Raw genomic sequence first — 23659 nt, forward strand, 5'->3', positions numbered from 1 at the left:
TTATTTCTCCTCTTTTTTTATCACAACGGGAATGCCGGATACCATCAGCACAACGGTGCCGGCTATACGGGCAATATACTGGTTAGTCCATCCCTGTAGGTCCGCAAAGTGGCGGGCCACAGCGTTTTCCCCATGGATGCCCATCCCTATTTCATTAGTTACAATAATAAATGTTCCTGCTTTTTGGTGCAAGGCGTCAATTTCGGCCTGTATAGCGCTCAGGCTGGAAGAAATATTATGGCTGGTTTCTTCAAAGATATTGGTAAGCCATAGGGTTACGCAGTCGATCACAACGGTATGCCCATCCAGGGGCAGTTTGCTCACATGACGCTCTTCTTCATAATTAATCCAGGCGGCGCTCCGATCGGCCTTATGCCGCTGTACCCGTTCTTTAAAATCCTCGTCCCAGAGGCGGGCAGTGGCTACGTAAACAGGGTGCGCACTGTGCGACAATGCCAGATCCTGTGCATAACGGCTTTTTCCGGATCTGACGCCGCCTGTGATCAGTATTATCATGCAGTATTAATTAGTTGGATACCGGCATAGATGGGAAGTATAAACCAGGATAGTTAATGGTTTTCTTCAGTGTGCCGTTCATCGCATTATAAATCAACAAAGTGTTGGATTGATAATCGGATGTCAGCGCAGTTACTATCAGTGTGGTATCTTTTGAATTATATCTTACACCCGCACCATACAAAATCCTGTTGTCCGGCAGTTTTACCAGCGGTGTGGTTAAGGTGGTATCTATACCAGGTACAAATTTGTAAATTTTGGTACCGCTGCCATAAGCGTCTGTTTCACTGAAATAAATAGCATTTTCATATTTGGCAGCAGACAGGGAGCCTGCATTCCAATAACCCCAGCTATCGTAGATGTTCACAGGGATGGCATAGGTTTTCACGGCCAGCGTGCCCTCGTTAATGGCATACAGGTTTTTGCCGGAGGCTGCCCAGATATTACCATCCTGGCTTCTCGCAAAACCCACATCTGCCTTAACTACCTTTTTCACGATGCTGAAATCTGTGGCATTCAGTACAACCACACCTTCCGCTTCCGTCAAAACAAACACGTAGTTGTCTGTTTTAAGGATACCGCCGGTTTGACCCGTAATGCCCGCTACCTTAGCTCCTAAAGTAAGGGTTTGCAGGTTAATGGCATATACCCCGTCGGCGGTAGTTACCAAACCACGGCTGTTATCTATACCACAAAAGGCGCGGCCATCAGCAGGTAAACTGGCAATACGACCAGTTTCTTTCAGGGTATTGGCATCAGCAGCCACAAAAGCGCCCTGTTTGGAAACCATGTACAGCTTGCCGTTAAACAGCTGACCATACTGGGAAGTGGTACCCAGGGTTTTACCTGGATTCAGGCGGGCAAAAATATTGGTGATCATGGTATCTTCCCCGTTTCGGAAGAAGTTCAGGCTGCCCGGGTTAGGGAAGGAACCTTCGTTGAGGATATAATAACCATTTTCGTATGGTGCAAATACTTTAATACGGTAATAGTAACCAGTGAGTGAGTTGCCAGCAAATGCTTTAAAAGAGATGGTATAATCTCCGTTGGCGGTAGGTTTAAAGGTAAAGGCCGAATCTGTACTGGCTTCCACACCGTTTACAAGCCATTGGTAAGTAGGAACGCCGGCAACGTTTCCTAAGGTAGGCGCTATTTTCAGCGAATCACCCAGATAAATAGTATCCAATCCATTTGTTACTCCCGGGTCTGTCACAGAGGGGATCGTAATGCCCGCTTCGTATTTCTGACAGGCAGCCATTCCTATCGTGAGTGCTGTAGCCAGGGTCAGTAAAACCGGAAGGGAGCGTGAAAATTTAAGCATGTGCTATTGATTTGTTTTGATAGTCCTTTTGTACTATGTGCTACGTCAGAATTTGCATGCAGTTATTTTAGGCAGGTCCTAAAATAACTTAGAGATTCCAGAGTGCAAAACCGGAGCCCTGCACTCAAAAATCTCTAAATTAAAATATTATGTGATGGTATTAGTGCGCAGTACGGAGTTTTTTGCCCTGAACCAGTAACAGACCGCCAAAAAAGATGGCAGAGTAGATAACTGTACCAGCCAGGAAGAAGCGCATGTAAGGTATCGCCTGTGCGTAGCAGCTGATGATACCGGCCATATCTTTCGTGTAAGGTTTACCGGTAGTCATATCCCAACCACCGCCAATCCATACACCAAAGTCAGACACGAGCCAGTGGATTACCGCAGCAGCCACAGAAGCCACCAGGATGTTACCAACCGCTGCTTTCTTGATCAATAACTGACCTGCGAGTACAATCAGAATAAAGCTCGCATAGTTCCAGATCCAGCCGCTGTACAGCAGGCCTTGTGCAAACTCTTTCTGGAAGAACTGCATCATCACCACGTCACTCAGAAACAGCGCCAGCAATGGAAACACATAGGCTTTCCATTTCTGTTGGAAAGTAGCACCACCAAATAAAGCCATCGCTCCTACCGGAGTAAACATAGCAATGGGAGACATGCTTGCATCAGCTCCCAACACAACTCTGATAATGCCTGCCGCCAGAATAAACAGCAACAACACGCCAAATTGTGGATTAAGATTCTTTAAAGACATATGCTGGTATTAGAATTTATAAGTTAAGAATTATACCCGTATTAAAGTTAAATCTCCGGGAATTATAGCCTGTAATATCAAAATATTTTATATCTGTAATATTCCGAAACTGCCCGAAAATTTTAAGCAAGTTACCAAATTTATATTCACCGTAGAGGTCCAGGGTGTAATAATCTCCCATACGATTGCCTGATTCCCAGCGCTCGCCTACATAACGGTAGGTGGCAGCTGCATAAAATGCAGGTGTAACCTGGTAGCCAAGGGTGGCGTTTACCGCATTCCGTGGGATACGGTAGAGGTTGTAATAAGAAGTGTCCTTCCCATTTTGAGCCGTGCTGATCTGCCCGTCGGTATAGGAATAGTTTACCGTCAGGTTCAGTCCTTTGGTGATTTCCACATCGGCCTCCAGCTCGCCGCCGTAGGCTTCCTGCTTATCTGCATTGCGGTATTGACTCATATAGGTAACCGGGTCAAACCAGAAGATCACCAGGTCTTTCGTATGCCGGTAGAATCCCGTTGCTCGAACATTTACCCGCTTTAATCCAAGCTGGTAGCCCGCTTCGTAGCTGGTGGTTACTTCCGGTTTCAATCCGCTGTTACCATATCCGGGGAAATAAAGTTGATAAAGAGATGGTACTTTATACCCTGAAGAAACGTTCAGGAACAGTTTATGGCGCTCATTGATCAGGTACGATGGGTTGATGCTGAAGGTAGCGTTGTTCCCGTACAGGCTATGATAATTATAACGTCCGCCGGCATCGAGGTTAAAGCCACCCAGGTTGTGGAGCAATATGGAAGCATAGGCGCTGATCTGGTTGCTGTTTGCGGAATCGGCCGGAATGTCCGTTATATTCGGAGGAGTGATGGTATCGGTATTCAGTACCAGGAAGTCAAGCTGCATCATGGTGCTGCGGGTAAAGGCAGCGCCGCCTACCAGCCTTACCTGTTGGCTGAGGTCCACGTTTACAAAGGTTTCCGCCTGGTGAATGTTGGAACGGAAAGAAGTGTTATCATATTTAGCATAACCAAAAGGAGTAATGTATCCGGAGTCGTTCAGGATATTCCGGTTGGTTTGCTGGAAGCTGTACAACATGTGCCAGCTACCTTTTCCAAAGGTGTAGGTGCTATGAAAGCCATGCAGCTGGTAGCGTGATTTCCCGTTGTAATCCTTATCATCCGTAAAAGAATACTCGTCCAGTGCGTGGTGGTAGTCGTTGAAGTTAAAGAGGTATTGCAGGTTCCAGCGCTTCCCCACGTCGAGGCCGAGCTTCGCAAACACTGCATGCTGGCGGAATCCGTCCTTGTCAAAGTTTGCTTTTCCGGTAGGGTCGTAGGCGTCGGACATGCCATCTGTTTTTTCGTAGCGGTAGCCTGCGAGGTAGGAGAGTTTATTAACCTGGCCGTGGATGCTGGCGTGGGCCTGCTTATCGTTATAACTGCCATATCCTAAGCCGGCGGTGGCGCCCATCTTTTTGCCGCTGCCTTTGCGGGTGATCACGTTGATCACGCCGGCTACGGCGTTGGAGCCATACAGGGTAGACTGGCTGCCGCGGAGGATTTCAATGCGTTCCACCAGTTCAGCCGGGATGAAGTTGAGGTCAAAGCTGTTGGGGATAGAGGTGGCATCACTCACCGGTTGACCGTCGATCATGATAAGTGTATTGCCGCTGGAGGCGCCGCGCATGTATACATCCGGCACCGTGCCGGCGGTATTATTGGCACCATTAACGATCAGGCCAGCCTGCTCATTGAGGATGGCGGCTACGGATTTGCCGCTGTTCCTGTCCAGATACTCGCGGGATAGGATAGTGACTACCTTACCGGTTTCACTGGCTTTCTGGGGGCCTTTGGTGGCAGTAACCGTAACGCCGGAAAGGTGGCTGATCCGGCTGGAGTCCTGCGCCATGGCTGGTATAGCGGCGGCCAGGAGGAGGGTTGCAATAGTTGTTCTCAATATATACGGTATAAAAAAACGAACTACAGATTACGTCGGTTAGCAAAGCTGCAGCGAAACAATCGGTAGTTCGTAAACAAAAAAAAGCAGGATATCGCTATCCTGCTGAAACTCTTTCGGTGAAAATCAACCAGGCATTCTGGAGATGTATTTGTCCATCTCTTTGATCTGGCTTACTAACTGTTCGGTAGTAGGCTTCTGTGCCTTGGCTCTGCGGAAATATTCCTTGGCAGATTTAAAGTCGCGGCGGCTCATGGCAATAGACGCCAGGGTGAGCAGTGCTGCGGCGGTATTTTCTTTATCCGGCAGGCCCATACGAAGAGATTTCTTCAGGTTCTGGTCGGCGGTTTTAAGATCATTTTTCTGGTAAGCGATGGTGCCCAGCTGGAAGTACTGCATACCTTCGTATTCTTTCATCGGGCTGCCCGACTGAATACTCTGGCGGATGGTGGCTTCTGCTTTGTCCAGGTCGTTACTGTACATCGCCATGTTACTTTGCATGAAGAAGTAAACAGAACGGATTGGTTTATACAGCAGTTTAGGAAATTTCACCTGGCTCATTAAAGCGTTCGCTCTGTCAAGATCACCGGCTTCCACGGCTTCCTGTACCAGTCGCATAGGTCCAAACATCAGGTGTGTTACCAAACACACTACCGCCAGTACCAATACAATGGTAGCTTCCCACCAACCCACTGTCAGACCGAGGGCAATACCGCCAATCAACAGGATGATGCCTATTGGAAAGCGATATAGAATAAAAATGTTAAATGCTTTCATGGAGAATCTGTTCGTAATTCACTTATTTCTTATACGAGGTGGCAAAGATAATTAAAAAAGCACCTTAAAAATGGGGGATTTTAGAAATGATCTCTCAGGCTCCGAAAGCCGGGAGTCTGCCCCTGCTAGTCCCAAAGCACATGAGGCTTGCAAAGTGGACGAGACTTTTCTGGTGGCGGTCTGCGGCCGCAGGCCGAAAAAACAAAACCGGCAGCTCAGCTGCCGGTTTCCAATAATTTGCTAACTAAGTTTCTTCCGCAGGTTGGCCATTACAATAGCACCTAATATCACAATGACACCCGCCACCTGCACTACCGTAATCTTTTCATGCAGCAGCACCATGGCGGCTATTGTAGCCACCGGCAGCTCAGCCGCGCTGAGGATGGCGCCCAATGAAACGCCGGTTTGCGGCATCCCCTTTGAAAAAAGGAAAGGGGGCAGTACGGTGCCGAATAAGGCGAGTGGCAGCCCCCATATCCATAAACTGGTTTCCGTAAAACGTCCGTTAAATAGATATACTGGTGGAAATATTAAGGTGATGATTACAAAAGCCCCTGTTACAATCCATGCGCTTTTCAGCACCGGCGTGAGGGAGCGACCTATGCGGCCACTCACTACAATGAAAATCGTATAGAAAAAGGCCGCCAGCAGACCAAAACCGATACCGGCCAGGTTGATTTCGGCCGGGCCATTGCTGATAAGCCCGCCGGCCAGGCAGGTGCCTGCCAGAATCAGCGCTACCGCCACCCATTGCGTGGGTGTTGGCTTCTTCTTATAAATCAGCCATTCTGCCAACATACTCATCCAGGTAAACTGCATGAGCAGGATAATGCCGATGCTGGCAGGAATGTATTGCACACTTTGATAATAAGTGATACTTACCAGTCCGGTAGAACTACCAAGTATAAAACAGGTGCGTGCATCTTTTGATGTCAGACCATAGGTGGCAGCGCCGGAGATCCAGTGAATCAACCAAAGCGCCACCATCCCGTATCCGGCCTGAAGGCTACATAACTCTCCCAAAGTAAAGCCTTGCTGATAGCCCAGCTTAACGATGGATGAAAGAATTCCGAAACTACATGCCCCAAGCAATACCAGCAAAATGCCTTTCCACATAACTTAAATTTTTCTATGGTGCGAATGTAGCCTTATTCATGCAATCACTATGCTTTCCGTTTTTCCAGGTTCGGCAGGAGTCCTGTCAGTAACCCGATCAGCGGAAGATAAGCACACACTTGATATACATAATCAATACTGGTGCTGTCGGCCAGTTTGCCCAGCAATGCTGAACCTACACCAGCCATGCCAAATGCCAGTCCGAAGAACAGTCCGGCAATCATGCCTACTTTACCCGGTACTAACTCCTGTGCATACACGAGAATGGCTGAAAAGGCGGAAGAGAGAATAACGCCAATGAATACACTGAGTATGGCAGTCCAGAAGAGGTTGGCATGCGGCAACAGCAGTGAAAACGGTGCTACTCCAAGGATGGAGATCCAGATCACATACTTTCTGCCGATGCGGTCGCCCAGCGGACCACCAAAGAAAGTACCTGCGGCTACGGCAAACAGGAACACAAAGAGGTATACCTGTGCGCTTTGCACGCTGACATGGAATTTATTGATCAGATAGAAAGTGTAATAGCTGGTCATGCTGGCCATATAGAAGTATTTGGAGAAGATCAGTACCAGCAGGATTACCAGTGAAAATATCACGGTAGATGTTGGCAGCTTGGCTCTTTCTATATATTGTGCGGATTTTTTAGGCTTAGCACGGTGCATGTTTTGGGTGTACCATTTGCTGATGCGCATCATCACTACGATGGCCAAAAGCGCTGCCAGCGAAAACCAGATCACATTAAACTGCCCGAATGGTACGATGATAGCTGCTGCCAGCAATGGTCCGAGGGAACTGCCGGCATTACCGCCTACCTGGAACAGCGACTGTGCCATCCCATGCTTACCACCCGAGGCCATGTGTGCCAGCCTGGAGGCTTCCGGGTGGAAGATGGCAGAACCTACGCCGGTAAGGGCTACGGATACAAGTACCATGGCAAAGGTGTGGGAAAATGCCAGACTCACCAGGCCTACGAGCGTGAAGCTCATGCCTATGGCCAGGGAATATGGTTGCGGTTTCTTATCAGTATAGATACCTACCAGCGGCTGCAAAATGGAGGCCGACATCTGAAAGGTCAGGGTAATAAGGCCCACCTGTGAATAGGTAAGTTTCAGGGAATCCTTTACCAGCGGGTATATTGCTGGTATGAGCGACTGCATGGTGTCATTCAGCAGGTGTGTAAAACTGAGGGCTATCAGGATAGAGAACACTGTTTGCTGGGCTACTTTCTCCACCACGGCAGGTTCTTGCTGTTCGGCTAATGATGTTGACATGATGTTACTTTTTAAGATCAGATCATCTGATGTTTGATGGTCAAAAAATCCGGTTATCTACCGTGTGTTGCGATTTTAGTAGCGCAGGACCATGCCTTTTTAGGGTCTTTGTCTGCAATAGCATGCAGCAAAGCCTCATGCAGTTCCTGCGTTTCTTTGAATGTATCTGTATTGCCGTAGCGTTGTACAAATGCCTGTTTGAGCATATTGGCCACGGTTCCGTACAGCTCTATCATCAGTTCATTTTTCGCGGCTTCCGCGATGGTGCTGTGAAAGTTGATGTCAGCCTGTATACATGCTTCCAATTGGTTGCTGACAGCGTATTCATAGCGCTTTTTCAGAAAGCCTTTCATCTTTTCCACATCTTTCTTTGATCTGAGCAGTGCTGCTTTTTCTGCAATTTTTACTTCCAGCACGAGCCTTACTTCGTTCAGGTCCTCAAAATCAGCACGTTGTAAGCGCTGGGTGAGTGGCTCTCCTGAGCCATTTTGTGATGTTACAAACGTCCCTAATCCCTGTTGTACTTTTACAAAACCGCGATTAGCAAGGATTTTCACCGCCTCGCGGATGCTGCTCCTGCCTACTCCGAATTGTACCATCAGTTCCGGCTCCGGAGGGAGCTGGTCATCCACCCGGTACCTGCCGGATTCAATTGCGTCCTGTAAAAGGCCGGCCACTTCCTCGGCCAGGCTCATTCGTTTTAAGGGAGAAGTTGGTTTGCTCATCATATCATCTGATGTTTGCAAAGGTAAATGAATTAAAATTGGTCTGAAAAATTGATTTTAGGGAGATGTTACAGTTTCCATTGGTCAGGTGCTGTGTGTAGAATCGGCTACTATGGCGGGGAAGCATTCCGGGAGATTCCGATGTTTAAATGGAAAAGTTGTCATGAAAGATGTTACGGGACAATATTAATCAACAGCGTAGAGACGGGCTGCGCCCGTCTCCTCGGGATAATCTCTTTTGCAATCATCGCCAGGTTCCTTAAGGCCATTCACTAATAAATATCGCGATGATTGAAACGAGGAGACGGCCGCGGCCCGTCTCTACATCAGGAAACAGTGCGGCTTCCATGGTTAAGCGGGTTAATGTTTAATCCCCGCCACCCCCGCATCCGCCACCGCAGCCACTGCATCCGCTGCATCCGCTACTACTGCATCCACTGCAACCGGAAGTCCAGCTGGTTCCACCACGCTGGCTTGCGCATAACCATTCCCACTATATCCTGGCATAAGTCCTTCCAGTAGGCCCCCCAAACGCTTATCACAAATGATTTTAATTTTCTGTTATTAAATCCTATTTTGTCACATTCAGCCTATACCGCTTACGTTACAACTAGTATTAATTAAATTGCTATATGAGAAAATTAGTTCTGTCATTAACCCTGTTGATGTCGTTCAGGGGGTATGCACAAGATGCACTAAAGTACCAAACGCCAGCCCAGAGCATTCTGGACCTGGCTATGGCCGCACCTTCGCCATCAGTAGATTTCAACGGGAAAGGAGAGGTGATGCTGGTGCTGGAAAAATCCAGCTATCCCACCATCGAAGAACTGTCGCAGCCGGAGTACCGACTCGCAGGCTCCCGCATCAATCCAGCCAACTTTGGGCCTAGCCGCGCGCCTTACTTCACCGCTATTAAGATCAAAAACCTGGTAGCCAAAAAAGAATACGCCGTTACAGGATTGCCGGCAGACGCCCGTATTGGAGCTATTTCGTGGTCGCCGTCACAAAAAAGTATAGCCTTTACCGTTAGTGATAACAACAGCATCACCCTCTGGGTAGCTGATGTAGCTACCGGTGCTGCCAAACAGGTGACCAAACGTAAACTCAACCTCACGGATGGCAACGGCTTCACCTGGCTGGACGATAACCGCTTCATCGTATTTGCCGTGCCACAAAATATTGGTAACCCTCCTGTGAAGCCCCTGGCTCCGGAAGGCCCTACCACCCAGCAAACCAGCGGTAAAGCAGCTCCTGCAGCTACTTACCAGGATATGCTGAAAAATCCTTTCGATGAGTTACTGTATGATTACTACTTCCAGTCGGAACTGGTAATCGTGGATGGCGCCAGCGAAACCCCGATCAGCAAACCGGGTATTTTCATGGCTGCTTCACCATCTCCCGATAAACAATATTTACTGGTAGCAGAACAACACCGCCCGTACAGCTACCTCGTAGGGTCAGATAGGTTCCCAACAGTAACGTCTATACGTAAAATCACCGGGGAAGAAGTGAAGGTATTGTCCGACAAGCCATTGGACGAAGTACGCCCTAAAGGCTTCGATGCCACCTCCAACTATCCACGCCGTTTCACCTGGAGAGCGGACGCTCCGGCTACCATCACCTGGATCAAAGCCCTGGATGGTGGTGATCCTAAGAAGGACGTGCCTTTCCGTGATGAGCTGAAAAGCCTGGCCGCACCATTTACCGGCGAAGCCGTAACACTGGCGCAAACACCGGAAAGACTCTATGGCGTTACCTGGGGCAACAGCCAGCTGGCCCTGATTTCGGAAGCCAATTCCTCCAAACAGCGGATAAAAGTAAGCACTATCGATCCATCCCATCCGGGACAGGCGCCAGTGCTGCTGATCGACAGATCCGAAAACGATCGCTATAACGATCCGGGTACGCCGATCACTACCAAAAATGAATTCAACCGCTCGGTGGTATACGTTTCACCAGCAGGCGATCTCCTGATGAACGCACCAGGGGCCTCTCCGGAAGGCGACCGCCCATTCCTGGCTACTTTCAACCTGAAAACAAAGAAGCAGAACATCCTCTGGCACTCTAAAGCTCCTTATTATGAGCAGGTGGCCAGCGTGATTGATCCTGCCCGTTTACTGGTAGTTACTGCCCGTGAGTCGGTTACATCTCCCATAAACTACTACGCACAGGACCTGAAGAAAAAAACATCGACGCAGTTAACTGCTTTCCCACACCCACAGCCACAAATGGAAGGGGTACAGAAGCAGCTGCTGAAATACAAACGTAAAGACGGCGTAGACCTCACCGCTATGCTGTACCTGCCTAAGGGCTACGATCCTGCAAAAGATGGCCGCCTGCCAGTACTGATGTGGGCCTATCCGCGTGAATACAAATCCGCCAGCGATGCTGCACAGGTACGCGGCTCCGAATACCGCTTCACCCGCGTAAACTACGGTTCCGCGATTTTCTGGGTAACCCGCGGATTTGCGGTAATGGACGCCACTGAAATGCCTATTGTGGGTGAAGGAGATAAAGAGCCAAACGATAACTTTATTGACCAGGTAGTCATGAACGCGGAAGCGGCGGTAAACAAAATCAGCGATATGGGCATCGGTGATAAAAACCGCATCGCAGTGGGCGGACACTCCTACGGCGCCTTTATGACCGCTAACCTGCTCGCACATACGAACCTGTTTAAGGCTGGTATTGCCCGCAGCGGCGCGTATAACCGTACCCTCACTCCATTTGGTTTCCAGAACGAGCAACGCTCTTACTGGCAGGCACCTGATGTGTATTATAAAATGTCGCCTTTCTCATATGCCGATAAGCTGAAAACGCCTATCCTGCTGATTCACGGGGAGGCAGATAATAACTCCGGTACTTTTCCTATCCAGAGTGAGCGCCTCTACAATGCCCTGAAAGGCAACGGCGGTACCGCCCGCCTGGTATTTTTACCACAGGAAAGCCATGGGTATGCTGCTAAGGAAAGCATCCTGCATATGCTATGGGAAATGGATGAGTGGCTGACTAAGTACGTAAAATAAAATACTGAAGTATAAAACCACTGTAGTGCATCCCCGCAGGTATAGCCTGCGGGGATGCTTATTTAACCCCAAATCTCCTCAATAGGTAAAAAATACCATTAAACCTCCTTATATAACAATAGTGTTAACCCTTCCGGCAGTACCTTTGTAACATCATGGCAAAGGCTAATATCCCTACATACGATATCTGTTCCCTGGTAATGGGAAAGCCCACACAGGAAGATGTTGTAGTAGCCAGGTTCCCGGAATACCTGGCCACCCATAGTGATATTCATTTCCCGCACCGTCATTCATTTTATCATCTGGCATTTTTTACCAGTGGCAGCGGCACCCATACGATCGATTTCGAGCGTTTTCCGGTGAAGCCGGGCCAGCTGTACTTTATGGTGCCGGGTCAGGTGCATGGCTGGTATTTTGAAGGCAAGACAAATGGTTATGTGATCAATGTATCTGCCGGCTTTTTCAATGTTTTTCTGAAGGATGCGGACTATATCGAACGTTTTCCTTTTCTGAGCGGGGTAGCCGCCGAAGGCGTAGTGGAGTTAACAGCAACGGCATTAAAAGAAGTGCAGCGCATTTTCGAAGAAATGCTGCAGGAAGTGGCTACAGAGCAACCTTTTAATATGGATATGCTGCGACTGCTGATGCTGGAACTCTTTATCCGCGTGGGCAGAAGCACCCAGCAGGGCGCTATCAGGCAGGATATGCTGCATAACAATCTGTTGCTTCGCAATTTCCGAAAGCTGGTTGAGCAACATTATATGCAACTCCGGCTGCCAAAGGATTACGCCGCCATGTTGTATGTAACACCCAATTACCTGAATGCTTTTTGCCAGCATATGCTTGGCAAATCAGCAGGGGAGGTGATTCGCGATCGTGTACTGCTGGAAGCGAAGCGACTGCTGGTAAACGCAGATACTAATATCTCTGCAATAGCCTACCAGCTCAACTTTGCAGATAACTCGTACTTCACGAAGTTTTTCCGGAAGTATGCAGGTGTTACCCCGGAAGAGTTTAGAAAAAATATTGTTTGATAAAATACTAAAAGCCATGTGTGCAGATAAAACTCACGACAAAAAGCCGAATCTCCTTCTTTCCCTGCTTGGTAATAAATGTGCGCGTTGCCGCCGTGGAAGCATCTACTCCAGTGCTAATCCCTACGATTTAAAGCACTGCATGGATATGCCGGATGAATGCCCGGTATGCGGTCAGAAGGTAGAAGTAGAGGTAGGATTTTATTACGGAACAGGCTATGTTAGTTACGCGTTGTCCATTGCTATTTGTGTGGCGAGTTTGATTGCATGGTGGCTGTTCATAGGTTTCTCCATATACGATAACCGGATATTCTGGTGGTTAGGCTTCAATGGCTTGCTGCTGCTGATTTTACAGCCTCTGATTATGCGCTTGAGTCGCACCGTATGGATGGCCTTTTTTGTGTATTATGACGACAACTGGCGGGAACGGCCGCAGGCCACCGGAAGGGAGCATTCCAGTCAACTTAAAAATGCCTAGAATCAAATAACGAAAAAAGCCGGAAAGGAATAATCCTGTTCCGGCTTTTATATTTCGACTAAAACTGGCTGTGGTTAGTGAGCACCTATTTATCTTTCTTATTGTGTATCTGATTTGATTTCAGGTATACTTTTTTACCTTTTTCGTCCACGATGTATTTCCTGTCTTTTTTGTCGATGTAAACTACTTCTCCGTTCGGTCCTTCTTTTCCTTTATAGGTTTTATCGGTGATGGTGGAAGCGCCTTTTACAGCGATGGAAGCAGTCTTATTTCCTACTTTTTTTGCGGTGCTGTCGATGCCTTGTGCAAATACACGTTGTCCTATCAATGAAGCCACCACTCCTACGGAGGCAGCGAATATCAGCATGGATAAATTTTTTGGAGCTTTCATTTTAATATGGTTTTTGTTAAACTAATTTGTTGTACTAGATAGTTTCAACAAGTATGCCAGTTCAGTGCATGGGTTGTTAATGAAAGTATTATGTATTGTTAAATGTTTTTATGTAGATATTTAAGGCGACTGTATTGTACTTGCACTGAAATTTTCGTATATTCCTGATAGATATTCTCTCTTACCTATGGCGCGTGAAGGTCTGTACCTGTCTATTCCCTCTCCCTGTGATCAAAACTGGGACGAAATGGTTACCGCACAAGATGGCAGGCATTGTAACAACTGCCGCAAAACTGTTATCGATTTCACCCAGTATTCCGATGAGCAGATAATAACCTTTCTCAAAGGCCACAAAGGTGCTTTGTGCGGGCATGTGCATGCCGGTCAGTTAAACAGGAATTTGTTGCCGATGGTGCCGCAGCAGCGGCTGGTGCCGGTGATGTTGTTAACGGCAGGAATGTTGGTGGTGACGAATACAGCGGATGCGCAGGTAAACGCTACACGCCAGAATACTAAGGTTGTGTGCGAAAGTACAAAAGACTTCGTTCGTATCAAGGATCAGGTTTGCAAGGCAGAGCGTGCTGATAGCATTCAACCATGCGTTGTTAGTCTGCAGGAAATTAATGTGGTGGCGTATAAAACAGTCAGAAAAACACTTACTACCGGAGTCATTGTTGCGGTTGGAGTTGAAAAAATTGTGAGAAGTACCCCTGCAACCATCACTATATTCAGCTGGGATACGCATATACCGGTTCCTAAATTACCTTCGTGGCTTCGTAAGCGTTAGTCTTTAAAATGATACCTGCTATCCTTCCGCACTATTCCCCATCTTTTAGCATAGATATATTCTCCTCTGTCCAGGGCATCCAGATAGTTACTCAGCCATATATCAAAGGAGGGCGCTATCATCTCCCTGTGGGCATCATCATGCCAGAGGGTGATCACCTGTCCGGCCCTGCCTCCGGGGGCGGGATCAAAGTCCAGGCATAGGTGGTTGCCCAGACCATCATAAGTGAATGGTATCCAGCGGGGATTCCACCAATCGTCTTTAATGCCGCTGTCCGGCTCGGACAACAGGCGATCGCCGTTATGGAGGAAAGCGCCGTTATCCAGCAGTTCCTGCCAGGTGGTCCATTCGTCCAGGATATCCTGGACTGATAGTAGCTTGTCCCCGTTTACGAGGCCGGCTTTGGATACCATCTGACCGTCATGAACACTGTAAAAGTGCTTGAATGAGTTGGGTAACAGGACTCCGGTAGCGGATTCCAGCTCGGCAATATCGTTGAGAGATACACCAGGGTTAAGGATACTAAGCATTTTGGGGGCGTGTTCACGCATCCATAACTCCCATCTGTTCCAATATTGTTCCATTTTGACAGGGGGTTTGTAGTACCTATAAAGATGTGAAAAAAAGCTGAAAGTTTATATGTTAACTTTCTTCTTTTGCTGCCGTTTTTGTAACTATTTAATCAATACTTTTGTATTATAATCAACACTGAAATTATTCAACAGTAAATAGCGTATTATGGCACAGCTACCTAAATTCCTGATCGCAGACGACCCAGTAACAGATCCTGAGAACGAGTATATTTTCCATACGCAGTCTCCGCGCTTCTTCGCAAAACGCGTAGAAGAAGATGAGGAAACCGCTTATATCGACATCGTTCACGAAATCGACAACGTTGAAGAGTTCTTCAAAAATGCTCCTGAAAAGAAAATTGAACTGCTGGAGCAGCTGGAAGACTGGTACTATTCCTACATGGAATGGTTAGAAGACGATGGCGAAGAGGAAGAAGACGAAGAATAAACCTGCTTCATACCGGAAAAGAGGGTGTATCAAAAGTATGATATACCCTCTTTTTATTAAGGCACCTGATGGAAAGATTCCCTTTTATCTATTTCGTAGGGTCCCAAAGTTACTATTGATCAATGCCCACCGCGCGCAGCGCGGAACCCACCCCATGATACCGAAGGTGTCATGCCCCATCCAACAAAACTCCAACTCCGTTACTTTTCTTTTAAAAGAAAGCTTGCTATATTAGGTTATCAATTATAGCAGAAGGACTTATGGCGATCTACAAATTCAGCGAAGATGGTATCAGGGATGTAAAAAGGCGGATCATCCGCCGTCAGGTGATTATTTTCGCCATACTGGTAGCTATGCTGTCCTACTTTTACCTCTACAGGGATGAGGTACCCAACCGGATGGAAATGTATATCATATTCGGAGTACTGATTGTCTACTTCTCCTGGAGTAGTATCCGCCGCATCAAGCTATCCATGGATATTTACAAAAGCTTTGAGATTGAAATCAACGACCTCCATATCATCCGCAGGCAGAAACATTCGCCAGACCTCACCCTGTCTGTATTTGAAATAGCACGCATGGCGGAAACCCGTAATGGTATTGTTATACGTGGTGAATCTGCCGATGCGGTGATGACCATCCCTGACGGACTGGATAATTTCGAGGAGCTGGAAAAACAACTCGCTCACATCCGTACTTTCGATGAAACAGACGAAAAGGCTTTCCATGAACAGTTCTGGTGGCTGGGAATGATACTGATGCTGGGAGGTGCTGCTGGTTTTTATTTCAGCGATAACAAACTGATATTATCTATTTCCGGGTTGGCTCTCCTGGTTTTTCTGAATGTATTTGTCCGCCAGGCGTACAGAAACCGGCTCTTCACCGACGAGCGCCGGAAAAGAGCCAATTTCATGCTCTATCTCTTTTCATTTCTGATCCTGGCTTTTACTGTATTGAAGGTGATCAGATACATCTGATTACCTGATTACCGGGGTGGAGGTGCGGATAAAGAATACACCATCAAAGATCCTCGGCCATACTGCGGTGGCAGCCATAAAGTCTCCTATACAACCCACCTGATTTTGCTGTAACACTTTGCCGGCATGCCTGTAATCCAACAGTGCTATCGGTTTATTGGTGTTGGCAAGGGCCGCCTCAATGCTGCCCGGCTGTGGAGCGGGAACACCCATTATTTTCAGGCTTCCGTAATCCATATATTTTCCTGCTGCACCGGAAAACCCTAACGCATATACGTTGTTGCCATAATGCTTTTTCAGCTTGGCACCCATGGGGATAAAGGTGTTGTAGAAGTCCTGCAGTCCGCCTTTTCCTTCGCTGTTGCCCATAGTATTGGCGATGTGTCCGTTATGTGCCCAAACGATGATTTTCTTTCCTGTAAATACCGTGTCTGCCAGCCAGATCAGGTTATCAGCCATTTGGAGGTCGCGGTAATTAATTTCGTTGCCTTTTGCCAGGCCCCAGTAGCGGATCGCCTGTGATTCGATACTGCATACCACCCGGTACCAGAATCCCTGGTCGTCCGGAAGGTGCGTCCTAACCTGATTGTTAACTGGCCTCAGCAGTGCTTTCAGGGAGTTTACTTCTTTGAAAAAGCGTTGCTGTGAAGCACTGTCTGGGCGGTAGTTTCTGTCTTTGAACAGCGTGGGGCAGATTGTCTCAAAGCGCTGCCAGTTACTATCCAGCACATTTTTATAATGGGTGCCCAGGAATTTTTCCATATCCGGCATCATTTCACTGATTGCTTTCGCACCGCTGTGCTGACTTTCGAAGCCCGTTACAGTTAAGGGTTTTGGAGTTTTTAATTGTTGTTGAATATAGTCAAACAGCGGATACATTTGTTCGCTGGTAGCGTACATATAAAAGAGGTTGTTGGGTGCCTGTTCCATAATAGAGGCGCCGGCATTCACATTTTCCCAGATTTTATTTACATCGTAAAAACCACTTTCAAAGGCCAGCACTTCAAACCCCAGCTGTTCATGCAGGTATTGAATGATCCGTGTTTTAGCTAAAAACGTAGAGCCTTCACCGTGAGTCTGCTCACCCAGCATTACGATGCGACTATTACCTATGGCCTGTTTCAATGCTTTCAGGTCTTTGTAATCGGTGTCGCCGGGATCAATGCTGGTGATCGTGGCAGCATGTTTATCAACATATGTTTGGAGTGGTTGCTGTGCCTGCGTTTGCAGGAAGGGGATTACACAACATACTGCGATGACTAACTTTTTCATCATAAGTGGATTTATACAGATGAGATGTCGGTTTACCGGGGCAGAAGTACTATTGCTTATCTGCAATTTTGATTCGGAAGGTGGAGGGGCTCATTTGGTGGTGTTTTTGGAAGAATTTATTAAAATGGCTCATATCGCTGAATCCAAATTCATTGCTGATTTCTTTCAGAGAATAGGAACTGTGTTTGAGTCTGTTTTCGATGAGATGCAGTTTGTACCGGGTAACGTATTCGCGTAACGTAACGCCGGTTTGTTCTTTGAAATATGCGCCCAGGTAGTGTTTGGAGTAGCCGAACCGTTCAGCTAGCTGTTCTGTCTGTATCTCTTCGGCTTCATGTATATGATCGTGGATATAGTTGAGCAGCTGGGTAATTTTTTCGCTGTGTTTCCCTGTAATAGTTTGAATGGTGGGGGAGATGTTGGTTTGCACCATGGATAGCAGCGCTTGCATCAGGAGTCGCAGCGTATGGTTGTTTTCATTCTTATCATCCTGCCATTCGGCCACTATCAGATGTATCAGCTGATCTATTCTTTCCTGAGCAGTTTGGGAGAGATGTAACCGATCCTGGTGAAAAGCCCGGAGTAAATTTTCGGTGACGCTGTTCCAGTGCTGTTGGGCTGTGGCGTCTCCGGCGCCGAGATAGGCATTGGTGAATTTCAGAAAAGTGAATGTAGTAGGGGTTGCTATCTCGAAGTGATGCGCGTCAGCGGGCCCCAGCAGGAATAACGCATAGCGGCTATACGGAACGGTGGTGCCTGACAGGGCATGCTTTCCTTCGCCTTGGTGTACGAATATCAGCTCAAAGTGGTTGTGGTTATGCACAGGATGCTCCCACACCTTGCCAGTGAAGTGCGATATGCGCAGGTATTCGTGCTGTATGTAACGTTTCATTCCCGGAAAAATACAAATTATCCCTACTAAAGTACAACAGATACCCCTATTGCCCAACGGATCTTTGTGGTACAAACAAGCAAAGCATATGAATACCGGAAATAATAAAAAGATAGCCCTGGTAGCGGGCGCACAGGGAGTAATAGGAAAAAATCTGATCAACTATCTGCTCACCCTGGACGATTGGGAGGTAATTGGATTATCCAGACGTGGCGGGGAAGCTACAGATAAGTTGCAATACATTGCTGTAAACCTTCAGGACCGCGACAACGCCCAACAGCAGCTGCGGCATCTCACTACGGTCACGCATATATTTTATACCGCTTACCAGGATGCTCCTACCTGGGCAGCGCTGGTACCGCCTAACATGGCGATGCTGGTAAACCTGATGGAAGCGGTGGAGCCGGTGGCTAAAAACCTGCAACATGTGAGTCTGATGCAGGGTTATAAGGTATATGGCGCGCATCTTGGCGCATTTACTACGCCGGCTAAGGAATCTGACGCGGGCAAGCATATGCCTCCGGATTTCAACATGGATCAGCAATATTACCTGGAACGGCTGCAGCAGGGAAAGAGCTGGGGCTGGTCGGCCATCAGGCCATCAGTGGTGGGTGGTACTGCCCTGGGCAATCCTATGAACCTGGTGCTCAGCATTGCAGTATACGCCAGCATCTCCAAAGAGTTGAACCTGCCGTTGCGCTTCCCGGGCAAAGCGGATGCTTACAACAAAATCATGGAAATGACGGACGCCGACTTGTTGGCTAAAGCCACCGTATGGGCTGCCATTACTCCTAAGGCGGCTAACCAGGCGTTTAATATCACCAACGGGGATTTATTCAGGTGGGAGCAGTTATGGCCTAAAATTGCCGCTTATTTTGGCCTGGCGGTGGCGCCACCGTTGCCAATGCCACTGGATACGGTGATGTCGGATAAAGCGGCGCTCTGGGAGACTATGCGTGCAAAATATTCACTGACAGCTCCCTACGAAGCGGTATCCGCCTGGAAATTCAGCGACTTCGTGTTCTCCTGGGATTACGACTTTTTTGCCGATGGGAGTAAAGCGCGGCGGTTAGGTTTTCATGAGTATGTGGATACGGAAGAGATGTTTATGAGGTTGTTTGATGAGTTGAGGAGGGAGAAGGTGGTGCCGTGAGGAAGGGCATAAAAAAGGCAGCTCACGCCGCCGGGGGAATACTACTACAAACTGATGCTTGGTTCACATTCAAAGTAAATGTACAAAGTTTAGTCGAAGTTGTTGTATCGATTTTTAGATTTGATTAGTTAAATGTAACTATTCATCAGATGTCAAATCTAAAACTGCAACCGGTTTTAATTTGTTCTGAATAGCTAACCGATATTGAGAAGATGTTTTGGTAATGTGAAAGCCATTAGATTGAATCCAGTAGAATGGATGCCTGCTTTTGACCCTAAGAGCATTGAGTTGAGGAGCTGCGGTACTTAACCAAGTTTTCAACCATTGTAGCTTTCGGATTACAGTATTCACTTCTCCGGTATAAGCAGGATGTACTTCTACGAAGTAAATTTCATCATTCACCCCGAAGCAGTAATCCCACCGACTGCTATTAGCATGTCTGGCTTCAGTATGTGCATCGATATCGACGCTACCATCGCATTTTTTATGGGATGGTAGTTTGATTTTAGAACTGTAAGCTCCTAATGCCCTTAGTCCGTGCGTGTAACCATCTTTGATATCCGGCGTTGCGGCAACAGCAATTTGGAATCTGTTTGTTTTTGTTGTTGTTTGGGCCTTGTGCTGGTCTTTAATCCTGTTGTTCTTCATTGTTAGCTACTTTCAAGATTATATCAGAGGCTTTTGTACTAAATGAGGAAAGACCTCCCCATTCAGAGGTGGATGGGTCTGAACTGCCAGCGTCTAATGACGAAATGTCTTTTACGTTGACTTTACTAGAAGTGCGATTGAAAGAGTAAGTCTTAAATAACTTGTTTTCTAGAATATTGGTAAACATGTCTTTCAATGCAGGAGTTAACTGTTTCAATTCAAATAATTCAGCTAATTCTTTTGCACCTGCTTTCTGTTGTTGCAGTATCTGAACGGCCCATGCGAATTCCAATAATACAGGAGAATGAGTAGATATTATCACTTTGTATCCCCTGTTCATCAAGTCAATAACCTGGAGTAATATCGAAGTGATTGCCTGCGGGTGTAAACCCATTTCCGGCTCTTCAATAATTACATATTCTATACTATCCTTTCGACTCACTGCAGAACCTGGACATAACCAATAAAAACTTAGGAGCAATGGCATGAATTCTTTTTGTCCCGCACTCCAAGCCATAAATGGGATACTTGAGCCTCCTAATTCCAATTTGAATCTTTTTTTACTCGTTTTGTCAATCACGATTTTAGCATCATGGAAGATGCTGTCATTGAAAGATTTTCGCAGAGACTCTTTTAGTCTTTTGGTTTGTGGAAATATAGTATCAGTTTCTTTGTTTTTTCCAAATCCTCTTTCTAATTCCTGACGGAGTGTTTCGCTAAAATGTCTCAATACATATGGCACAGAGCCTTCATATTCCGTAAAAAAACGTGGCCAACCATTTTGAAGGCAAACAACACGCTGTGCTGGTATATAAAAAAGAGTTTCTTGGACATCCTTTATACTTACTCTCTTCCGGGGCAACAAATGCGTAATTGGATAAGCTTTTTTGTCAAATGTTACTTCAGTTTGCTTATGCCATATGCCTCCCATTCCTTCACCAAAGTATCTCTCAAGAATATCATATTCATCGTTGCCCCAAATGAAACCATACTGTTCTAATGTTCTTCGAATATGTCTGTGGTCTACAATTAATTTAATTAGCTGCAGCAAAATACTTTTACCACTTGCTTGCGGACCTACAAACAGCGTCAAGTCGCCAAAGTTTACCTCAGCATTTCCAATGGGTCCAAGATTTTTAACTTTCAATGTTTTCATGTGCGAAAGCTTGATAGTTTAACTTATCTGATTGTATATAAACGTATATACAAATAACGTATGATTAACAGAATTGTGAAAACTATATATTTTTTCTATAAAAGAACTCCCCCTAAACGAAATTCGCCTGAATCCAGTCAAGCTAAATTCAGGCGAAATATGTTTTCAGTAGCCCGGACAAGAATCGAACTTGTATCTAAAGTTTAGGAAACTTCTATTCTATCCATTGAACTACCGGGCCGTTTCCGACCTCATTTCTGATGATCGGGTGGCAAAAGTAAGATATTTAAATTAATTTTTAAATACTTTCTATATCTACTTTTCCGCCGGCTGGCGTATAGATGCCGTCGATTTCGTGCTTGTACCTTTCCAGGATTACCTTACGTTTTACCTTCAGTGTAGGCGTCAGCTCACCGGCGTCTACTGTCCATTCCTGGGGCAGCAAAGCGAACTTCTTCACCTGCTCAATGTGGTTAAAGAACTGATTGTACTTATCCACGGCCTGTTTGAAAAGGTCCTTTATTTCTGGATTTTTGAGCATTTCCTCGTTGGTGGTCCAGCTGAGGCCACGTTTCTCCGCCCATTTCTTCAGGTTACTGAAGGAAGGCACAATCAGGGCACCGGTGAATTTACGGTCTTCCCCTACTACCATCAGCTGTTCAATGTAGGGCGACTCCTTAAACTTGTTTTCGATAGGCTGTGGCGCCACGAACTTACCACCGGAGGTCTTGAACAGTTCCTTCTTCCGGTCGGTGATTTTAAGGAATTTATTATCGATGATCACGCCGATGTCGCCGGTATGGAACCAGCCATCTTTGATGGACTCAGCGGTGAGGTCAGGGCGTTTGTAGTAGCCCATAGTGATATTCGGGCCTTTGGCAAGGATTTCCCCGTCTTCGGCAATTTTAACATCCACACCGTCGATGATGGGACCTACGGTGCCGAACATACGATCTTCCACCGTAAAGCGGTTTACGCTGATAACAGGGGAGGTTTCAGTGAGGCCGTAGCCTTCCATGATCGGAATGCCGGCCGAAGTAAAGATCTTTAACAGGCGCACCTGGCAGGCAGCAGCGCCGTTTACAATTGCCTGTATATTCCCACCCAGTGCAGCTCTCCACTTGCTGAACACCAGCTTGTTAGCCAGCTTCAACTGCAGGTTATACCAGAGCCCCTGATTTTTATTAATCTCATAGCGTTTGCCCAGGTCCACCGACCAGAAAAAGAGGGCACGTTTAATCCCTTTCAGTTCCAGACCGGTAGCCATGATTTTCTCATATACCTTTTCCAGCAAACGCGGAACGGTCGTGAAAATAGTTGGTTTTACCTCCCTCAGGTTTTCTGCAATTTTATCCATGTTTTCGGCGTAATAGATAGGCACACCCGCTGTCAGGTACAGATAGGTCACCATACGCTCGAAAATGTGGTTTAAAGGCAGGAAACTAAGCGCTTTGGCCTCCGGGTTTACCGGCAGGTAAGGCTTGCAGGATACCACGTTGCTCACCACATTGTGGTGACTCAGCATAACACCCTTTGGCGTGCCAGTGGTTCCTGAGGTATATATGATCGTAACCAGTTCTTCCGGGGAGATGTTAGTCTTCGTTTTTTCAATCAGCTCGTAATCAGCCGGATCACCCATTTCCAGGACTTCTTTCCAGTGACGGGCTCCTTCCACTTTTTCAAAAGTGAAAATCTCCCGGATGGTCGGAAACTTATCACGCGCTTCCAGCACCTTATCCAGCAGTTCCTTGTCGTTTACAAAGAGCAGCCTGGCTTCGGCGTTATTGAGTACAAATTCAAGTTCATGCTGACTAATAGTAGGGTAGATGGGCGTTAGCACCGCACCCAGCTGCTGACAGGCCAGGTCAGTCATAATCCACTCCGGACGGTTGGGCGCAATCACCGCAATTTTATCTTTCTCCTCATTTTCCTTAATACCCGGTCTGATGCCTAGTTTCAGCAATCCGGAGCTGAATTTCATGGCTATTTCACTTACTTCACGGGTACTGTATTTCTTCCATTGACCATTCTCTTTCGCTGCCAGCATATCCTCCTTAGGATAATGCTCCAGCTGGTAATTAATGACGTCAAATAGTCGTTGCGGCTGGTCCATACTGTATAAGTTTTGTTTTGGCTTAATAACGTGTTTGCTGTCGTTTTTCATTGTAATACTGGAATGCCAGGAATAATCCCCATGTAGTTACCGGCCATACGGGCCAGGGCACGCCCTGAAATAATTCGTTGTCGGTAATAAACCACAAGCCCCATAGCCCCGCATTCGCGAATAGATATAGGATAAGATGAGATTTAAACGCAGCATTAGCCCTGATATGCCATAGCCGGTCCTCTCGTTCCTTGGTTTTTTCCATATAGTCACAGCTTTTA

24 protein-coding genes and 1 tRNA gene are annotated in these 23659 nt (G+C 46.9%); 7 read left to right on the forward strand and 18 right to left on the reverse strand.

The features are described 5' to 3' along the window. The 9 genes from cobU to KW844_RS25485 all read right to left on the reverse strand — a co-directional run bounded on the left by cobU (position 1) and on the right by KW844_RS25485 (position 8947). Positions 1-516 carry a bifunctional adenosylcobinamide kinase/adenosylcobinamide-phosphate guanylyltransferase gene (cobU, locus tag KW844_RS25445; RefSeq protein WP_218379607.1) on the reverse strand — a complete coding sequence of 172 codons (516 nt, stop codon included), beginning with the start codon at positions 514-516 and terminating at the stop codon, positions 1-3. 10 nt (positions 517-526) lie between these two features. After that, positions 527-1837 (reverse strand): DUF5074 domain-containing protein, encoded by a 1311-nt coding sequence (locus KW844_RS25450; RefSeq protein WP_218379608.1) that lies wholly within the window; start codon positions 1835-1837, stop codon positions 527-529. A 160-nt stretch (positions 1838-1997) separates the two neighbouring features. Next, a complete protein-coding gene (locus KW844_RS25455; RefSeq protein WP_218379609.1) occupies positions 1998-2594 on the reverse strand; it encodes a DUF6580 family putative transport protein in 597 nt (198 codons plus the stop codon). A gap of 16 nt (positions 2595-2610) precedes the next feature. Further along, positions 2611-4548 carry a TonB-dependent siderophore receptor gene (locus tag KW844_RS25460; protein WP_218379610.1) on the reverse strand — a complete coding sequence of 646 codons (1938 nt, stop codon included), beginning with the start codon at positions 4546-4548 and terminating at the stop codon, positions 2611-2613. Between the two features lie 126 nt (positions 4549-4674). Continuing rightward, positions 4675-5325 (reverse strand): lipopolysaccharide assembly protein LapB, encoded by a 651-nt coding sequence (locus tag KW844_RS25465; protein WP_073084230.1) that lies wholly within the window; start codon positions 5323-5325, stop codon positions 4675-4677. Between the two features lie 240 nt (positions 5326-5565). Further along, positions 5566-6441 (reverse strand): DMT family transporter, encoded by an 876-nt coding sequence (locus KW844_RS25470; RefSeq protein ID WP_218379611.1) that lies wholly within the window; start codon positions 6439-6441, stop codon positions 5566-5568. Between the two features lie 47 nt (positions 6442-6488). Further along, positions 6489-7715: an MFS transporter gene (locus KW844_RS25475; RefSeq protein ID WP_218379612.1), complete on the reverse strand. Its 1227-nt coding sequence runs from the start codon at positions 7713-7715 to the stop codon at positions 6489-6491. A 53-nt stretch (positions 7716-7768) separates the two neighbouring features. Further along, positions 7769-8443 (reverse strand): FadR/GntR family transcriptional regulator, encoded by a 675-nt coding sequence (locus KW844_RS25480; RefSeq protein WP_255578629.1) that lies wholly within the window; start codon positions 8441-8443, stop codon positions 7769-7771. A 357-nt stretch (positions 8444-8800) separates the two neighbouring features. Then, positions 8801-8947 (reverse strand): hypothetical protein, encoded by a 147-nt coding sequence (locus KW844_RS25485; protein ID WP_218379613.1) that lies wholly within the window; start codon positions 8945-8947, stop codon positions 8801-8803. Between the two features lie 125 nt (positions 8948-9072). Between KW844_RS25485 and KW844_RS25490 the strand changes: the two genes are divergently transcribed. The 3 genes from KW844_RS25490 (at position 9073) to KW844_RS25500 (ending at position 12978) form a co-directional block, all read left to right on the forward strand. Then, positions 9073-11466 carry a prolyl oligopeptidase family serine peptidase gene (locus tag KW844_RS25490; protein WP_218379614.1) on the forward strand — a complete coding sequence of 798 codons (2394 nt, stop codon included), beginning with the start codon at positions 9073-9075 and terminating at the stop codon, positions 11464-11466. Positions 11467-11621: 155 nt separating this feature from the next. Further along, positions 11622-12500: an AraC family transcriptional regulator gene (locus tag KW844_RS25495; RefSeq protein WP_218379615.1), complete on the forward strand. Its 879-nt coding sequence runs from the start codon at positions 11622-11624 to the stop codon at positions 12498-12500. A 16-nt stretch (positions 12501-12516) separates the two neighbouring features. Further along, the gene (locus KW844_RS25500; protein ID WP_218379616.1) at positions 12517-12978 is read left to right on the forward strand and encodes a DUF983 domain-containing protein; all 462 of its coding nucleotides are present in this window, start codon (positions 12517-12519) and stop codon (positions 12976-12978) included. 85 nt (positions 12979-13063) lie between these two features. On the opposite strand, the gene KW844_RS25505 is transcribed toward KW844_RS25500, so the two are convergent. After that, entirely contained in the window at positions 13064-13369 is a 306-nt protein-coding gene (locus KW844_RS25505) for a hypothetical protein (protein WP_218379617.1), read from the reverse strand. Between the two features lie 187 nt (positions 13370-13556). Here KW844_RS25505 and KW844_RS25510 point away from each other — a divergent pair, with 187 nt between their 5' ends. Next, the gene (locus KW844_RS25510) at positions 13557-14156 is read left to right on the forward strand and encodes a hypothetical protein (protein WP_218379618.1); all 600 of its coding nucleotides are present in this window, start codon (positions 13557-13559) and stop codon (positions 14154-14156) included. On the opposite strand, the gene KW844_RS25515 is transcribed toward KW844_RS25510, so the two are convergent. Further along, positions 14153-14740, reverse strand: coding sequence for an SMI1/KNR4 family protein (locus KW844_RS25515; protein WP_218379619.1), 588 nt, complete (start codon positions 14738-14740; stop codon positions 14153-14155). The two genes, KW844_RS25510 and KW844_RS25515, sit on opposite strands and share 4 nt — an antisense overlap. A gap of 154 nt (positions 14741-14894) precedes the next feature. On the opposite strand from KW844_RS25515, the gene KW844_RS25520 reads away from it, so the two are divergent. Continuing rightward, positions 14895-15176: a hypothetical protein gene (locus KW844_RS25520; protein WP_218379620.1), complete on the forward strand. Its 282-nt coding sequence runs from the start codon at positions 14895-14897 to the stop codon at positions 15174-15176. Between the two features lie 260 nt (positions 15177-15436). Beyond that, positions 15437-16153 (forward strand): hypothetical protein, encoded by a 717-nt coding sequence (locus KW844_RS25525; protein WP_218379621.1) that lies wholly within the window; start codon positions 15437-15439, stop codon positions 16151-16153. Here the strand turns inward: KW844_RS25525 and KW844_RS25530 are convergent, their stop codons facing one another. Continuing rightward, on the reverse strand, positions 16154-17428 hold the full coding sequence (locus KW844_RS25530) for an erythromycin esterase family protein (RefSeq protein WP_218379622.1): 1275 nt from the start codon (positions 17426-17428) through the stop codon (positions 16154-16156). A gap of 46 nt (positions 17429-17474) precedes the next feature. Next, positions 17475-18317 (reverse strand): helix-turn-helix domain-containing protein, encoded by an 843-nt coding sequence (locus tag KW844_RS25535; protein WP_218379623.1) that lies wholly within the window; start codon positions 18315-18317, stop codon positions 17475-17477. A gap of 88 nt (positions 18318-18405) precedes the next feature. Between KW844_RS25535 and KW844_RS25540 the strand changes: the two genes are divergently transcribed. Further along, positions 18406-19470 (forward strand): SDR family oxidoreductase, encoded by a 1065-nt coding sequence (locus KW844_RS25540; protein WP_218379624.1) that lies wholly within the window; start codon positions 18406-18408, stop codon positions 19468-19470. A 138-nt stretch (positions 19471-19608) separates the two neighbouring features. On the opposite strand, the gene KW844_RS25545 is transcribed toward KW844_RS25540, so the two are convergent. The 5 genes from KW844_RS25545 to KW844_RS25565 form a co-directional block, all read right to left on the reverse strand. Continuing rightward, entirely contained in the window at positions 19609-20118 is a 510-nt protein-coding gene (locus KW844_RS25545) for a hypothetical protein (RefSeq protein WP_218379625.1), read from the reverse strand. Then, on the reverse strand, positions 20099-21274 hold the full coding sequence (locus KW844_RS25550) for an AAA family ATPase (RefSeq protein WP_218379626.1): 1176 nt from the start codon (positions 21272-21274) through the stop codon (positions 20099-20101). The genes KW844_RS25545 and KW844_RS25550 overlap by 20 nt, the downstream gene beginning before the upstream one ends. A 169-nt stretch (positions 21275-21443) precedes the next feature. Then, positions 21444-21515: transfer RNA gene (locus tag KW844_RS25555), tRNA-Arg, on the reverse strand. Positions 21516-21572: 57 nt separating this feature from the next. Next, the gene (locus tag KW844_RS25560; protein WP_218379627.1) at positions 21573-23387 is read right to left on the reverse strand and encodes a long-chain fatty acid--CoA ligase; all 1815 of its coding nucleotides are present in this window, start codon (positions 23385-23387) and stop codon (positions 21573-21575) included. A 22-nt stretch (positions 23388-23409) separates the two neighbouring features. Then, on the reverse strand, positions 23410-23643 hold the full coding sequence (locus KW844_RS25565; protein ID WP_218379628.1) for a 2TM domain-containing protein: 234 nt from the start codon (positions 23641-23643) through the stop codon (positions 23410-23412). Between the last annotated feature and the right edge of the window lie 16 nt (positions 23644-23659).

Source organism: Chitinophaga sp. sic0106 (assembly GCF_019219075.1).
In the GTDB taxonomy this organism is placed as follows: domain Bacteria; phylum Bacteroidota; class Bacteroidia; order Chitinophagales; family Chitinophagaceae; genus Chitinophaga.